The sequence below is a fragment of the Salipiger marinus genome (assembly GCF_900100085.1).
In the GTDB taxonomy this organism is placed as follows: domain Bacteria; phylum Pseudomonadota; class Alphaproteobacteria; order Rhodobacterales; family Rhodobacteraceae; genus Salipiger; species Salipiger marinus.
This window is the reverse complement of record NZ_FNEJ01000004.1, coordinates 247,302-260,754: the sequence shown is the minus strand read 5'-3', so window position 1 is coordinate 260,754 and position 13,453 is coordinate 247,302. Positions and strand designations below refer to the sequence as shown.

12 protein-coding genes and 2 riboswitches are annotated in these 13,453 nt (G+C 64.7%); of the genes, 5 read left to right on the top strand and 7 right to left on the bottom strand.

Translation table 11 applies throughout. From position 1 onward, the window contains the following. Window positions 1-72: 72 nt before the first annotated feature. A riboswitch (cobalamin riboswitch) is annotated at window positions 73-277 on the bottom strand. A gap of 120 nt (window positions 278-397) precedes the next feature. Further along, window positions 398-591: riboswitch (cobalamin riboswitch) on the top strand. A 116-nt stretch (window positions 592-707) separates the two neighbouring features. The 4 genes from nrdH to nrdF are packed head-to-tail and all read left to right on the top strand — an operon-like array spanning window position 708 to window position 4,517. Continuing rightward, window positions 708-929, top strand: coding sequence for a glutaredoxin-like protein NrdH (gene nrdH, locus BLR51_RS06430; RefSeq protein ID WP_089845114.1), 222 nt, complete (start codon window positions 708-710; stop codon window positions 927-929). A 4-nt stretch (window positions 930-933) separates the two neighbouring features. Then, complete coding sequence (gene nrdI / locus BLR51_RS06425; protein WP_089845112.1) at window positions 934-1,350, top strand: class Ib ribonucleoside-diphosphate reductase assembly flavoprotein NrdI; 417 nt, start codon at window positions 934-936, stop codon at window positions 1,348-1,350. A gap of 44 nt (window positions 1,351-1,394) precedes the next feature. Continuing rightward, entirely contained in the window at window positions 1,395-3,500 is a 2,106-nt protein-coding gene (gene nrdE, locus BLR51_RS06420) for a class 1b ribonucleoside-diphosphate reductase subunit alpha (RefSeq protein WP_089845212.1), read from the top strand. A gap of 39 nt (window positions 3,501-3,539) precedes the next feature. Beyond that, window positions 3,540-4,517, top strand: coding sequence for a class 1b ribonucleoside-diphosphate reductase subunit beta (gene nrdF, locus BLR51_RS06415; RefSeq protein WP_089845110.1), 978 nt, complete (start codon window positions 3,540-3,542; stop codon window positions 4,515-4,517). Window positions 4,518-4,639: 122 nt separating this feature from the next. Here nrdF and BLR51_RS06410 read toward each other — a convergent pair whose 3' ends face one another. The 7 genes from BLR51_RS06410 to BLR51_RS06380 form a co-directional block, all read right to left on the bottom strand. Further along, complete coding sequence (locus BLR51_RS06410) at window positions 4,640-4,963, bottom strand: DUF2004 domain-containing protein (protein ID WP_089845108.1); 324 nt, start codon at window positions 4,961-4,963, stop codon at window positions 4,640-4,642. A 244-nt stretch (window positions 4,964-5,207) separates the two neighbouring features. After that, window positions 5,208-6,290, bottom strand: a complete 1,083-nt coding sequence (locus BLR51_RS06405; RefSeq protein WP_089845106.1) for an FAD-binding oxidoreductase — start codon at window positions 6,288-6,290, stop codon at window positions 5,208-5,210. Beyond that, the gene (locus BLR51_RS06400; RefSeq protein ID WP_089845104.1) at window positions 6,287-7,522 is read right to left on the bottom strand and encodes an aromatic ring-hydroxylating oxygenase subunit alpha; all 1,236 of its coding nucleotides are present in this window, start codon (window positions 7,520-7,522) and stop codon (window positions 6,287-6,289) included. Before BLR51_RS06400 ends, BLR51_RS06405 begins: the two co-directional genes overlap by 4 nt. A gap of 243 nt (window positions 7,523-7,765) precedes the next feature. Next, window positions 7,766-8,608: a PPC domain-containing DNA-binding protein gene (locus BLR51_RS06395; protein ID WP_089845102.1), complete on the bottom strand. Its 843-nt coding sequence runs from the start codon at window positions 8,606-8,608 to the stop codon at window positions 7,766-7,768. Continuing rightward, window positions 8,605-10,209, bottom strand: coding sequence for an acyl-CoA synthetase (locus BLR51_RS06390; protein ID WP_089845100.1), 1,605 nt, complete (start codon window positions 10,207-10,209; stop codon window positions 8,605-8,607). The genes BLR51_RS06395 and BLR51_RS06390 overlap by 4 nt, the downstream gene beginning before the upstream one ends. After that, window positions 10,206-11,375 (bottom strand): acetyl-CoA acetyltransferase, encoded by a 1,170-nt coding sequence (locus BLR51_RS06385; RefSeq protein WP_089845210.1) that lies wholly within the window; start codon window positions 11,373-11,375, stop codon window positions 10,206-10,208. The genes BLR51_RS06390 and BLR51_RS06385 overlap by 4 nt, the downstream gene beginning before the upstream one ends. 10 nt (window positions 11,376-11,385) lie before the next feature. Further along, complete coding sequence (locus BLR51_RS06380) at window positions 11,386-12,210, bottom strand: IclR family transcriptional regulator (RefSeq protein WP_311135834.1); 825 nt, start codon at window positions 12,208-12,210, stop codon at window positions 11,386-11,388. Window positions 12,211-12,381: 171 nt separating this feature from the next. On the opposite strand from BLR51_RS06380, the gene BLR51_RS06375 reads away from it, so the two are divergent. Then, window positions 12,382-13,386 carry a DctP family TRAP transporter solute-binding subunit gene (locus tag BLR51_RS06375; RefSeq protein WP_089845096.1) on the top strand — a complete coding sequence of 335 codons (1,005 nt, stop codon included), beginning with the start codon at window positions 12,382-12,384 and terminating at the stop codon, window positions 13,384-13,386. Window positions 13,387-13,453: the final 67 nt, after the last annotated feature.

The window sequence follows — 13,453 nt, the reverse complement described above, 5'->3', positions numbered from 1 at the left end:
CAGAGTCTTCCCGCAGATGGCGAAGACACCGCGGCGGAAGACGTTCCGCAGCCCGACATGCGCCCCGCAGTCGGACAGGGTGTTGCTTCGGCAGGTCTCCTGACTTGCGGGTCATCGCTCGACCGGACCTTCCCACCCTTGCGGGCAGTGGCATGTCCCGGCGTCGCTCGCCGCTTACAGTTGCGGGGGCAGTCGCGGATTTGGCGCTTATGGCGCCGCACCACGTTCCCTTTTACCCGGACAGTCGCCTGCCCGGACCGAAGCTGCCCCAGATAGACCCCCGATCACCCGGCTGTAAAGGTGGATTCTGCGGCTGCAAAAACAGCCATGCCATTCGCGCAAACCCGCTTCCACGCAGATGCTCACGCCAGATATTGACGTCAGCACCCGCATGCTATCAATATGCAGTTGTCTTGGTGCCCGTGACTCGCGGGTGAAAATGGGAAGCCGGTGCGAGCAATCCAGTCCGGCACTGCCCCCGCAACTGTGAGCAGCGAACCGCGGCCGAACACGTCACTGGCCCATGGGCCGGGAAGGCTGGCCCGGTGTCCGAGCTGCAAGTCAGGAGACCTGCCAAGACGCTGAAATCACTCCGGACGGCGGGTCCGGAACGTGCGGCAAAAGCGTGGCCTCCAAAAGCCGCGCCTGCCTGCGTCTCCGCCGTTCGGGCCCAGACCGACCTGACACCTGACCCTGCGGAGACCGCCATGACCATCATCGTCTATTCCAAGCCCGCCTGCGTGCAATGCACCGCCACCACCCGGGCGCTGGCCGCCCGCGGGCTGGAGTTCGAACTGGTCGACCTGACCGAGGATGCGCAGGCGCTGGCCCGCGTCACCGAACTGGGCTACCGGCAGGCCCCCGTGGTCATGGCCGGAGACGACCATTGGGCGGGCTTCCGTCCCGACAAGATCGGCGCGCTCAGCTGAGCGCATGGGCGGGCTGGTCTATTACTCCTCGCGGTCGGGCAACACCCACCGCTTCGTGACCCGGCTGGGGATCGCCGCCGCGCGGATCCCCATTTCGCCCGGCGACCCCATGCCCGCCCCTTCGCAGCCCTTCGTGCTGGTCCTGCCCACCTATGCCGATGGCGAAGGGCGGGGCGCGGTGCCAAAACAGGTGATCCGGTTCCTGAACGACCCGGACCGCCGCCAGAAGCTGCGCGGCGTCATCGCCGCGGGCAACCGCAATTTCGGGACAACCTTCGCCCTTGCGGGTGATGTGGTGGCGCAGAAATGCGCCGTCCCCGTGCTTTATCGTTTCGAACTGGCGGGATCAGAGACCGACCTCGCCCGCGTCACAGAAGGATTGGACAGGTTTTGGAAAGCGCAACTCTCGACCGTGATCTGACGACAGCCGCGCCCGCCAAGGCTGTGCCCGCCGAATGGCAGGGCATGGACCACCACGCGCTGAACGCCATGCTCAACCTCTATGACGAGCACGGCAAGATCCGCTTTGACGCCGACCGGATGGCGGCGCGTCAGTATTTCCTGACGCATGTCAACCAGAACACCGTCTTCTTCCATTCGCTGGAGGAAAAGCTGCGCTATCTGGTGGAGGAGGGCTATTACGAGCCCGCCGTGCTGGAGCAGTATGACGAGGCCTTCATCGCCGAGATCTGGCGCGCGGCCTTCGCGCAGAAATTCCGCTTCCCGACCTTCCTTGGCGCGTTCAAGTATTACACCAGCTACACGCTGAAAACGCGCGACGGCAAACGCTATCTGGAGCGGTTCGAGGACCGCGTGGTCATGGTGGCGCTGGCGCTGGCGCGGGGCGACCGCACGCTTGCCCTGCAGCTGATGACCGAAATGCTGGCAGGCCGTTTCCAGCCCGCCACGCCGACCTTCCTCAATGCCGGCAAGGCGCAGCGCGGCGAGCTGATTTCCTGCTTCCTGCTGCGGCTTGAGGACAACATGGAATCCATCGGGCGCGGCATCAACTCCGCCCTGCAGCTGTCGAAGCGCGGCGGCGGCGTGGCCCTGATGCTGACCAACATCCGCGAGCATGGCGCCCCGATCAAGGGCATCGAAAACCAGTCCTCCGGCGTCATCCCCATCATGAAGCTGCTGGAGGATTCCTTCAGCTATGCCAACCAGCTGGGCGCGCGGCAGGGGGCGGGGGCGGTCTATCTGAACGCCCACCATCCCGACATCCTGCGCTTTCTGGACACCAAGCGCGAAAATGCCGACGAGAAAATCCGCATCAAGACGCTGAGCCTTGGCGTGGTCATCCCCGACATCACCTTTGAACTCGCGAAGAAAAACGAGGACATGTATCTGTTCTCGCCGCATGATGTGGCGCGGGTCTATGGCAAGCCGCTGTCGGAAATCTCGGTGACCGAGCAGTATCACGCGATGGTCGACAACCCGAAGATCCGCAAGAAAAAGATCAATGCCCGCGCCTTCTTCCAGACGCTGGCCGAGATCCAGTTCGAAAGCGGCTATCCCTACATCATGTTCGAGGACACGGTGAACCGCGCCAATCCGGTGGCCGGGCGCATCAGCATGTCCAACCTGTGTTCCGAGATCCTGCAGGTGAACGAGGCATCGGAATTCAACGACGATCTCAGCTACAGCCATATGGGCACCGACATTTCCTGCAACCTCGGCTCGCTCAACATCGCCAAGGCCATGGATGGCGGCGATCTGGGGGCCACGGTCGAGGCGGCGGTGCGCGCGCTCAACGCCGTGTCGGAAATGTCGGCGATCGATTCCGTGCCCTCGATCCGGCGCGGCAATGACGAAAGCCATGCCATCGGGCTGGGGCAGATGAACCTGCACGGCTTTCTGGCGCGCGAGCGCATCCAGTATGGCAGCACTGAAGGCATCGACTTCACCAGCATCTACTTTGCCACCGTGCTGTTCCACTGCCTGCGCGCGTCGAACGCGCTGGCCCGCGAACGCGGCGCCAGCTTCAAGGGCTTTGCCGCCTCGCGCTATGCCGATGGCAGCTTCTTCGACAAATACACCACGCGCGACTGGCTGCCCGAGACCGAGGCCGTCAAAGCCGTGTTCGACCGTTTCGGCGTGCATGTGCCCACTCGTCAGGACTGGGCCGCGCTGAAAGAGGACGTGATGCGCGACGGGCTGTGGAACCGCAACCTGCAGGCGGTGCCGCCCACCGGCTCGATCAGCTACATCAACTATGCCACCGCCTCGATCCACCCGATCACCTCCAAGATCGAGATCCGCAAGGAAGGCAAGATCGGTCGGGTCTATTACCCTGCCCCCTACATGACCAACGACAATCTGGAATATTACCGCGACGCCTACGAAATCGGCCCCGAGCCGATCATCGACACCTATGCGGCGGCGACCGAGCATGTGGATCAGGGCCTGTCGCTGACGCTGTTCTTCAAGGACACCGCCAGCACCCGCGACATCAACCGCGCGCAGATCCATGCGTGGAAGAAGGGCGTCAAGACCATCTACTACATCCGCCTGCGCCAGATGGCCCTTGAAGGCACCGAGGTGCAGGGCTGCGTGTCCTGTTCGCTGTAATCCCGTGACCCCTGTTTTGCGCCCCATCGGAGGCCCCGCATGAAAGATCTTGCCCCGCACCGCGCCGTGCCCCGCGCCATCAACTGGAACCGCCTGCAGGACGACAAGGATCTGGAGATCTGGAACCGCCTGACGGTGAATTTCTGGCTGCCGGAAAAGATGCCGCTGTCGAACGACATCCAGAGCTGGTCGCACCTGACCGAGCAGGAGCAGACGCTGACCATCCGCGTCTTCACCGGGCTGACGCTGCTCGACACCATCCAGAACAGCGTCGGCGCGCCCGCGCTGATGGCCGATGCCGTCACCCCGCATGAAGAGGCGGTGCTGACCAACATCGCCTTCATGGAGGCGGTGCATGCGCGCAGCTATTCGTCGATCTTCTCCACGCTCTGCTCCACCCGCGAGGTGGACGAGGCCTTCCGCTGGTCCGAGGAGAACCCGCATCTGCAGCGCAAGTCGCGGCTGATCCTTGACGAATACGACGCCACCGCCAACCCGCTGCGCCGCAAGGTGGCAAGCGTGTTTCTGGAAAGCTTCCTGTTCTATTCGGGCTTCTACCTGCCGATGCACTGGTCAAGCCGCGCCCGGCTGACCAACACCGCCGACCTGATCCGGCTCATCATCCGCGACGAGGCGGTGCATGGCTATTACATCGGCTACAAGTTCCAGCGCGCCATGGAGCGGCTGACCGAGGCCGAGCGCGCCGAGATCAAGGATTTCGCCTTTGCGCTGCTGTTCGATCTTTACGAGATCGAAAGCCGCTACACCGAAAGCCTGTATGATCCGCTGGGCCTGACCGAGGACGTGAAGAACTTCCTGCATTACAACGCCAACAAGGCGCTGCAGAATCTGGGCTTCGAAGGGCTGTTCCCGGACGAGCTGTGCCGGGTGAACCCCGCGATCATGGCCGCGCTCAGCCCCAATGCCGACGAGAACCACGATTTCTTCTCGGGCAGCGGGTCGTCCTATGTCATCGGCAAGGCGGTGGCCACCGAAGACGAAGACTGGGATTTCTGATCCCTCGAAACAGAAAGGCGGGGGGAGTTCCCCCGCCGCTTGCAGTTGATCGTGCAGCATGGAAATGTCAGCTGAGAGCCCATTGTGCCGGACTTTTCAGGAACGACCAAAGCGCGTGGGTTTCAACTCTCCATGGAGATTTCTTTGACCTCGTCGCCGGAAAACCGAACCGACAATAGGTAGTCGGTCACGCTGCCCGGGAGGCTGAAATCGAACACATCGACTGTGCCATCGTCCTCAGAGCTCCAAGAATGTACAAAGACCAATGAATCGACGATCTGGGTCGCTTCCGGCGTTGTGCTTCCATAGGTGCTTGAGAAGTATTCCGGTTCAAGTTCGGCCAAGTGATGTTCTAAAAACAAGGTCACGTTATCCTCGCCTTCCGGCTTTCCAATCAGCGATTTGATCGCCTCGCGTGCTGTAGTTTCGTATTCGTCGTTGCTCATCTCAATTGCCGATCTTGCCGTGACAGACAGGCGCAACTCTCAAACAAAGTTGGACTCTGTGCAAGCCTCTTCCTCCGACGTCATCCTCACCGTCCGCTTTGTCCGCTTAACTGACATCCGACCCAGAAGCTCCCGAAGACCTCTTCGGGAGCTTCTGTTCAATATGGCGTCGTGCCGCTAAGCTTGGGCGCTTCAGGCTGCACCCTTTGCTGAAAGCCGGGGGAAAATCCCCCGCCTTTTTGGGTCAGGCCTCGACCTCGACCCGGCCCATGGGCTGGGAACAGCAGGCGAGGATATAGCCGTCCTCGATGTCCTCGTCGGTGATGCCGCCGTTATGGACCATGTGAACCTGCCCCGACAGCTTGCGGATCCGGCAGGTGCCGCAGACACCGAAGGTGCAGCCCGAGGGGATGTTCAGCCCCGCCGCGCGGGCGGTGGCAAGGATTGTGTCGCCTTCGGTGCAGCTTTGCGTGACGCCGGACAGGCTGAATTCCACCTCTGCCTTTGCGGCGTCATCGGGCACCACGTCATCGGCGGTGGGTTCGGCCTGCTCTTCCGCCAGCGAGGGGTGGAAGCTTTCCTGATGGTAGCGGGCCATGTCATAGCCAAGCCCGGTCAGCGCGTCGCGCACCGCCTGCATGAACGGCTCCGGCCCGCAGCAGAACACCTCGCGCTCCAGATAGTCGGGCGCCATGAGACCCAGCATCAGCTGGTTCAGAAAGCCCTGATAGCCGGTCCATGGCTGGTAACGGTCGGAATCCTCCACCACCCAGCGCAGCTTGATGCCGTCCACCCGGCTGGCGATATGTTCCAGCCGTTCGCGGAACACGATGTCCGACGGGCGGCGCGCGCAGTTGATGAACACCACATCCGGGATCCGGCCCAGATCATACATGTAGGTCGTCATCGACATCATCGGCGTAATGCCCGACCCCGCCGAGATGAACAGGTATTTCTCTGCCGGGTGGTGATGCGAGGTGAAGCTGCCCAAGGGCCCGGTGGCGCGGATGCGCATTCCCGGGCGCAGGGTGTCCAGCATCCAGCGCGTGCCGATGGATCCCTTCTGCGCCTTCACCGTCACGGTGATCGACAGCGGCCGCGAGGGCGAGGAGGAGATGGTATAGGTCCGGTAGAGCGGACCGCCCGGCACTGGCAGTTCCAGCGTCACGAACTGTCCGGGCAGATAGGCAAAGAGCGCGCCCGAAGGCGCCACGAAGCAGAAGGTGGCCACGTCCGGCGCTTCGGGGATGACCGAGACGCATTCCAGCATCTCGGTCGCATCCCAGTAGCGCACCGCGGCCCCGGGCAGGGGCAGGGGAACGGTCATTCCGCCGCCATCCGCGCCGGGGTCAGGCGGTGCTGCAGCGTGGTGCAATACCAGTCGACGAACTGCAGCACGCCGTCTTCGTGGATCGCCGAATAGGGTCCGGGTTCGTAGGCGGGCGAATTGATGCCCATCTGGTTGTCCTCGACCACGCGGCGGTCTTCGTCATTGGTGGCGATCCAGACCTCGGTCAGGCGCTGCAGGTCGTAATCGACGCCCTCGACCGCGTCCTTGTGCACGAGCCACGTGGTCTGCACCTCGGTTTCGGTGGGCGACAGCGGCGTGACGCGGAAGGTGATGGAATGGTCGGACAGGAAGTGGTTCCACGTGGTGGGGTAGTGGAACTTCATCAGTGATCCGGCATCCAGATAGGGCACCCGGCCCAGACGTTTGGTCGCGGCGATCTTGCCGTCCATGGTGTAGCTCTGCACCCCGTCCAGCAGCGGCATCCGCGCCAGCCGGTATTGCCCGTCCGCCGAGATGCGGAAGCGCGACGGCGCCCCCACCGCTTCCAGCCGCGAAAAATGCTCCTCGACCTTGGGGGGGAAGCTGCCATCGGCCTTCACGCCGGTGATGGTCGGATCCTCGGGATAGGTGCGGCAGAGCGAGGGGTGGTTGCCCGCGCAGTGATAACATTCGCGGTTGTTTTCCCAGACCAGCTTCCAGTTGCCCTTTTCCACGATGGTGGACTGATAGGCGACCTTGGCATCGTTCAGGTCATGCGGGGCCAGATAGGGGGCGGCCATGGCCGCGAAGGCGTCGAAATCCGGCGCATGGTCTGCAAGGCAGATATAGACCAGCCCCGCGACTTCGCGGCAGTGCACGGTCTTCAGCCCATGGGCGGAGGGGTCGAATTCCGGCCCCATGTCGCGGGCCCACAGCAGCTTGCCGTCCAGTTCATAGGTCCACTGGTGATAGGGGCAGACCAGCTTGGCCACATGGCCAGCAGCGCCCTTGCACAGGATCGAGCCGCGATGGCGGCAGCTGTTGTGAAAGGCGCGGATCTGCTGGTCGCGGCCCCGCACAAGGATCAGCCCGTAACCGCCGACGCGGTGGGTGATGTAGGATCCGGGCTTTGGCATCGTGCAAGCGGGCGCGACGAACAGCCAGTCCGTCTGGAAAATGCGCGCCATATCCAGCGCAAAGATGTCGGGATCGCAGTAGAACGCCTGATCGAGCGCATGACCGGGCTTGCGCCGGTGCAACAGGGACAGGGCTTTGGCGTCAGCTTCCATGGCCGAACTCCGATGCCGGGAGGGTTTCCCGGGTGAGGCTGAAGCCCCGGACAGAAGCGGCCCCGTCAGGAATCCTGCCGACGCCGTCCCGCCCGTGGCGGTGGGACAGGCGGTCGGGACACGGTGGCCGGTGGCCAGCTTTTTGCCGCGCCCGATCTTGCCGTCACCATACCGTCATGGGGTCGATTCCGCGTGCCGATTGCGACACTGCACCAAACGAAACAGACCTCTGCCCTGTCGGGATCAGACCTGCGGCAGGATCAGCAGTTCGGCGGTGATGCAGATGCGGTTGCGCCCCTCGGCCAGCCGCCCGGCATGGGGATGCCCGTCAAAGCCGGTGGCCACGGCCTCAAGCGTGGCGTGGCCCTGATCCAGCCTGCCCCCGGTCAGCAGCAGTTCGGTGGCGTAATCGGCGATCCGGCTTTCGGTGAAGCTGACCCCGACCAGACTGCCAAGGCCCTCGATCCTTGCGGCGGAAACCCCGTGCTGTGCTGCGATCTGCGGCAGCAGCGCGTGGGGGTCGCTGTTGGGCCGCAAGGTGCAGAGCAGGGCAGGGGCGCCCCCGGGGTCGGCCATGCCGTGCGCGTGGGGGCTGAACAGGGCAAAGCCGGTTTCGGGATCGGGCACCACCTCCAGCCGGGCGCCGGAAAGCCCCCAGCCCGTCACCTCTGCTGAGGTCGCAAGCGTGCTTTCGGGGTTCAGCAGATGGCCCATGCGCGGCACAGCCTCCGGCCCGGACCAGACGCCGTGACAATGCACGAACGGTGCGCCGTCGCGCTGGCCCAGATGCAGGCCGCCCTGATGCAGCACCGCGTCCTGAAACACCTCGGTTGCGGAATACCACGCGGCGCGGCCATCGCCGGGGGCAGGCGCGGGCATGACCCAGGCGAGCCGGGCAAAGCGCAGATCGCAAAGCCGCAGATAGCCCGCGTCATATCCCGCCGCCGCAAAGGCCTGCGTCACCGCCTGATCGAAGGGCAGGCCCGGCTCCAGCCGCAGCGTCACCGGATGCGCGGCGCAGGGCAGGGCGGCATGGCGGATCGCGGCCTGCGGGCCGGGATGGCGCAGCACGCGCGGCGCCGTCATTGCGCGGGCACCGCCGGATCCAGATCGCCGCGCGTGGTCAGCTCCTCGCGGATCAGCTTCTTGGTGATCTTGCCATAGGCGGATTTCGGCATCTCCGGCCAGAACACCACATGTTTCGGCATCTTGTAGCGGGCGAGCCGGGATTCGAGCCATGCCAGCAGCAGTTCGGGCTGCATCATGGCGCCGGGGCGCGCGACGCAGACCGCCACGCCGATTTCCCCCCAGACCGGATCGGCCACGCCCAGCACCGCCACTTCGGAAATGTCGGGATGGGCGAGGATTTTCTCCTCGATCTCGCGCGGATAGATGTTGGAGCCGCCCGAGATATACATGTCAGAGGCGCGCCCGGTCAGATAGACGAAGCCTTCCGCATCCATATGGCCCAGATCGCCGGTCAGGAACCAGCCGTCGCGGAAGCTTTTGGCATTGGCCTCGGGATTGTCGAAATAGCCCGCAAAGACGGCGGGGCCGATCACCGCAATCTCGCCGGTCTCGAACGCGGGCAGGGCGCGGCCCTGCGGATCCTGAATCTGCACCATCATGCCGGTGCGGGCAAAGCCGCAGCTGCCGATGCGCATGGACGCATCCTCCACCGAGTGATGCGCGGGCGGCAGCACGGTGATGTTGCCAGTGACCTCGCCCAGCCCGAAATACTGCACCAGCTTCGGCCCCAGCACCTGCAGCGCGCGGATCTGGTCGGCGCGATACATCGGCGCCCCGGCATAGATCATGTAGCGCAGGCTGGAATGATCGTGTTCGGTGACAGAGGGGTGTTCCACCAGCAGCTTGACGATGGTGGGCACGGTAAAGAGGTTGGTGACCCGCCATTTTTCCACCAGCCCCCAGATCTCGGCGGGATCGAAGCGGGCCCCGGCGGGCAAGATGGTCTTGACCCCATGCGCCACCTGCGCCAGCTGGTGGATCCCCGCGCCATGGCTCAGCGGCGCCACCACGACCGAGGCATCCTCGGGCCCGGTGCCGGGCATCAGGTCGCACAGATGGTTGGTGACGACAAAGGCCATCTGGCCATGGGTCAGCACCGCCGCCTTGGGCTTGCCGGTGGTGCCGGAGGTGAAGAAGAACCAGCAGGGATCGTCGCGCCAGACCGCCACCGGTTCGCAGCTTTGTCCCAGATGCGCCTCCACCAGCGCGTCATAGCTGGCCTCGTCCGAGCCGCCGATCAGGATGGTGAAGCCCACGCCGTCGCAGGCCCGCGCGTGGTCGGGGAATTCCGCGCCGCAGAGCAGCCCCTTGGCGCCGGAACTGCGCGCCAGATACGCGATCTCTTCCGGGGACTGGCGGTAATTGGCGGGCACCCAGACCGCACCGATCCGCCAGCAGGCGAACATCGCCTCGAACATCTGGTTGTTGTTGGCCGACTGCACCAGCAGCCGGTCGCCCTTGCGCAGGCCGTAACGGTCGCGCAGCACCACCGCAAAAGCCGCCGAACGCGCCTCCATCTCGGCCCAGGACCATGTCCTGTCGCCCCAGACGAAGCCCACCTGCTGCGGATGCCGCCGCGCGCTGTCGGTCAGGAACTGCGACAGGTTCATCACCCGGGTCGAGACCGGGAGAATGCCTTGGCTCAGGTCGATGGTCATTTCACCCGCTCCAGAATGGAGACGTAATTGGCCACCGCCGCCCCGCCCATGTTGAACACGCCCGCGAGCCGCGCGCCGGGGATCTGCATGCCGCCCGCCTCGCCGGTCAGCTGCATCGCGGCCATGACATGCATGGACACGCCGGTGGCGCCGATCGGGTGGCCCTTGGATTTCAGCCCGCCCGAGGCATTGACCGGCAGCCGCCCGTCCTTGGCGGTGATGCCCTCGCGGATCACGCGGCCGCCCTGACCGGGGTCTGCAAGCCCCATCGCCTCGTATTCCAGCAATTCGGCGATGGTGAAACAGTCATGGGTTTCCACCAGCGACAGATCGTCCAGCGTCAGCCCGGCATGGTCCAGCGCCTGCGCCCATGCCCGCCGCGCGCCTGCAAATTCCAGCACGTCGCGGCGCGACAGGGCCATGATCTCGTTGGCCTGCGTGCGGGCACGAAAGGCGATGGCGCGGCGCATCTCTGCCGCCGTGTCGGGATCGGCCAGCACCAGCGCCGCAGCCCCGTCAGAGACCAGAGAACAGTCGGTGCGGCGCAGCGGCCCGGCGACCAGCGGGTTCTTTTCGGACACGGTGTTGCAGAAGGCCGCGCCAAAATCCTTGCGCATATGCGCAAGCGGGTTTTCCATGCCGTTGGAATGGTTCTTGGCGGCGATCATCGCCAGATCTTCGGAGCGGTCGCCATAGCGCTGGAAATAGCTGCCCGCGATCTGTCCGAAAAGCCCGGCAAAGCCGCCGTCGATCTCTGCCTCTTCCTTGCGGTAGCTGGCGCCCAGCAGGATGTCGCCCACCTCTGGCGTGGGGGTGGCGGTCATCTTTTCGGCGCCCACCACCAGCGCGATGCGGCCCCGGCCCGCCGCGATGAAATCCAGCGCGCCATGCAGCGCCGCCGACCCGGTGGCGCAGGCGTTTTCATAGCGCGTGGCGGGGGTATGGGCGAAGCGGTCGTCGCCCATGGCCACCAGCCCCGCCTGAAAATCCTGCCGGGAAAAGCCGTTGTTGAACACGCCCACGAACAGGCCATCCACATCCTCGGGGGTGATGCCGGCATGGTCCAGCGCCTCCGCCACGGCGGCGGCCATCAGCGATTCGGTGTCGGGCAGGTCGGATTTGCCAAAGGCGGTGTGCCCCCAGCCGACGATCTGTGCTTCGGTCATCATGTCCTCCTCAGATGCGGGTGCGCGCGGCGTAAAGCTGCGCCAGCGGTGTTTCGACAGCCTGCGCCGCGGCGCGCAGTTTCGCCACCAGATCGCTGCGTCGCGGCTCTGCCATGCGGCTTTCGATGGCGGCGATGGACAGCGCGCCCGCCAGCGTGCCATCGGGGCGGCGCAGCGCGATGCCCAAGCCCCAGCTGTCGGGATAGATCAGCCCGGGATTAAGCGCATGGCCCGCCGCGCGGGTGGTGGCGACATGGCCGCGGATCAGATCCGGGCTCAGGTCGGGAAAATCGGTGGCAAGTTCCGGGGCATTGGCGGCGAGTGCCGCGTCAACCTCGGCATCGGGCAGGGCGGCGAGCATGGCCAGCGATCCCGCCCCCACCCCCAGCGGATGCAGCCGTCCGGTCATCAGCGCAAAGGTGCGGATCGGGTAGCTGCCTTCCTCGCGATGCAGGCAGAGCGACGACCAGCCGCGCCGCACCGACAGGAAGGCCGCGTCGCCCGTGTCGCGCGCCAGCCGGGTCAGGGTTTCGGCGGCAATTTCCAGCAGGCCATGGCGGTGCGCGGCGAAGGTGCCAAGGATATAGGCCTCCTCCCCCAGAAAATAGCGCCGGGTGGTGGCGTTCTGTTCAACCATGCCGCCCCGCATCAGCGCCAGCAGCAGGCGCCGCACGGTGGGTTTGTTGAGCCCGCTTTCGGCCACCAGCGCGCCAAGGCTCGCGCCGTCGGCTGCATGCCGGCCGACCATCCCCAGAAGCGCCAGCGCCCGGTCCACCGTCTGCGCGCCCTCCGGCGCCTCCGGTTTGCTATGTTCCATATGCTGGACCAGCGCCACGTTCCCTTTTCCACACGTTCCCGTTTGTTGCTGCCTATTTTTTGTTTCTTGCGGAATATTGCAAGTTCTTCTTGTCCGTGAAAATAAAACTGTTCCATTATGTGGATCACAGTGCGCCGCGGGAGGTGGCGCCATGTCGGCCGGACGGGGCCGGAGATCAGGGAGGAAGACATGACCTTTGCAAGATTTGGCATGACGGCGCTGGCAACGGTGCTGGCAAGCGCGGTTCTGGTGGGGGGCGCTGCGGCAGAAACCCTGCGTCTGTCGCACAATACCGGCGACACCACCACATGGCAGAAGGGCGCCGACAAGTTCGCCGAACTGCTGTCCGAGGCGACCGGCGGCGAGACCACCGTGCGCGTCTTCCCGAATGCCCAGCTTGCGGGCGGCGACCAGATGCGTCAGGCGGAAATGGTGGGCCGGGGCGCGCTGGATCTGGTAGTGACCTCTGCCATCAACGTGACGCCGCTGGTGCCCGAAATGGCGGTGTTCTCGCTGCCCTACCTTTATTCCGATTATGCGCAGGTCGATGCCACCACGCAGGGCGCCCCCGGCGAGATGCTGGCGGAGATCCTGAAGGGCAAGGGCATCGTGGTGCTGGCATGGGGCGAAAACGGCTTCCGTGAAGTGACCAACAACGTCCGCCCGGTGCAGAGCCCCGAAGACATGAAGGGCCTGAACATGCGGGTGGCGGGCCCCATGTATATCGACGTGATGAACGCGCTTGGCGCCAACCCGCAGCAGATGCAGTGGACCGAAACCATGACCGCGCTGCAGCAGGGCGTGGTCGACGGGCAGGAAAACCCCATCGGCGCCGTGATCATCCCGCAGCAGGTCTATGAGGTGCAGAAATACCTCACGACATGGCATTATTCCTATGACCCCATCTTCATCGGCATCAGCCAGCAGAAATGGGACAGCTACGATGCCGAGATGCAGGAAAAGCTGAAGACCGCCGCGGTCGAGGCGATGAAATACCAGCGCGACATCTCGCGCGAGGCGACCGCCTCGGGGATCGAATTCCTGCGCGAGAAGGGCATGGAAGTCTATGAACCCAGCGCCGAGGAACTGGCCGTGTTCAAGGAAGCCACCCAGCCCGCCTTCGACACTTGGGCGGAAAAGGTCGGCCCCGAACTGGTGCAGGCCTTCCAGAGCGCCATCGACAGCGCGAACTGAACCACGCGACAGCCGGGTGCCCTGCGGGTGCCCGGCCCTGCCGCTGTCCTGATTCTGGCCTGACCCG

What these genes read in the sequence shown, in the direction of transcription:
- nrdH (WP_089845114.1), top strand. Translation starts at nt 708, where the DNA reads ATGACCATCATCGTCTATTCCAAGCCCGCCTGCGTGCAATGCACCGCC.
- nrdI (WP_089845112.1), top strand. Translation starts at nt 934, where the DNA reads ATGGGCGGGCTGGTCTATTACTCCTCGCGGTCGGGCAACACCCACCGC.
- nrdE (WP_089845212.1), top strand. Translation starts at nt 1,395, where the DNA reads ATGGACCACCACGCGCTGAACGCCATGCTCAACCTCTATGACGAGCAC.
- nrdF (WP_089845110.1), top strand. Translation starts at nt 3,540, where the DNA reads ATGAAAGATCTTGCCCCGCACCGCGCCGTGCCCCGCGCCATCAACTGG.
- BLR51_RS06410 (WP_089845108.1), bottom strand. Translation starts at nt 4,963, where the DNA reads ATGAGCAACGACGAATACGAAACTACAGCACGCGAGGCGATCAAATCG.
- BLR51_RS06405 (WP_089845106.1), bottom strand. Translation starts at nt 6,290, where the DNA reads ATGACCGTTCCCCTGCCCCTGCCCGGGGCCGCGGTGCGCTACTGGGAT.
- BLR51_RS06400 (WP_089845104.1), bottom strand. Translation starts at nt 7,522, where the DNA reads ATGGAAGCTGACGCCAAAGCCCTGTCCCTGTTGCACCGGCGCAAGCCC.
- BLR51_RS06395 (WP_089845102.1), bottom strand. Translation starts at nt 8,608, where the DNA reads ATGACGGCGCCGCGCGTGCTGCGCCATCCCGGCCCGCAGGCCGCGATC.
- BLR51_RS06390 (WP_089845100.1), bottom strand. Translation starts at nt 10,209, where the DNA reads ATGACCATCGACCTGAGCCAAGGCATTCTCCCGGTCTCGACCCGGGTG.
- BLR51_RS06385 (WP_089845210.1), bottom strand. Translation starts at nt 11,375, where the DNA reads ATGACCGAAGCACAGATCGTCGGCTGGGGGCACACCGCCTTTGGCAAA.
- BLR51_RS06375 (WP_089845096.1), top strand. Translation starts at nt 12,382, where the DNA reads ATGACCTTTGCAAGATTTGGCATGACGGCGCTGGCAACGGTGCTGGCA.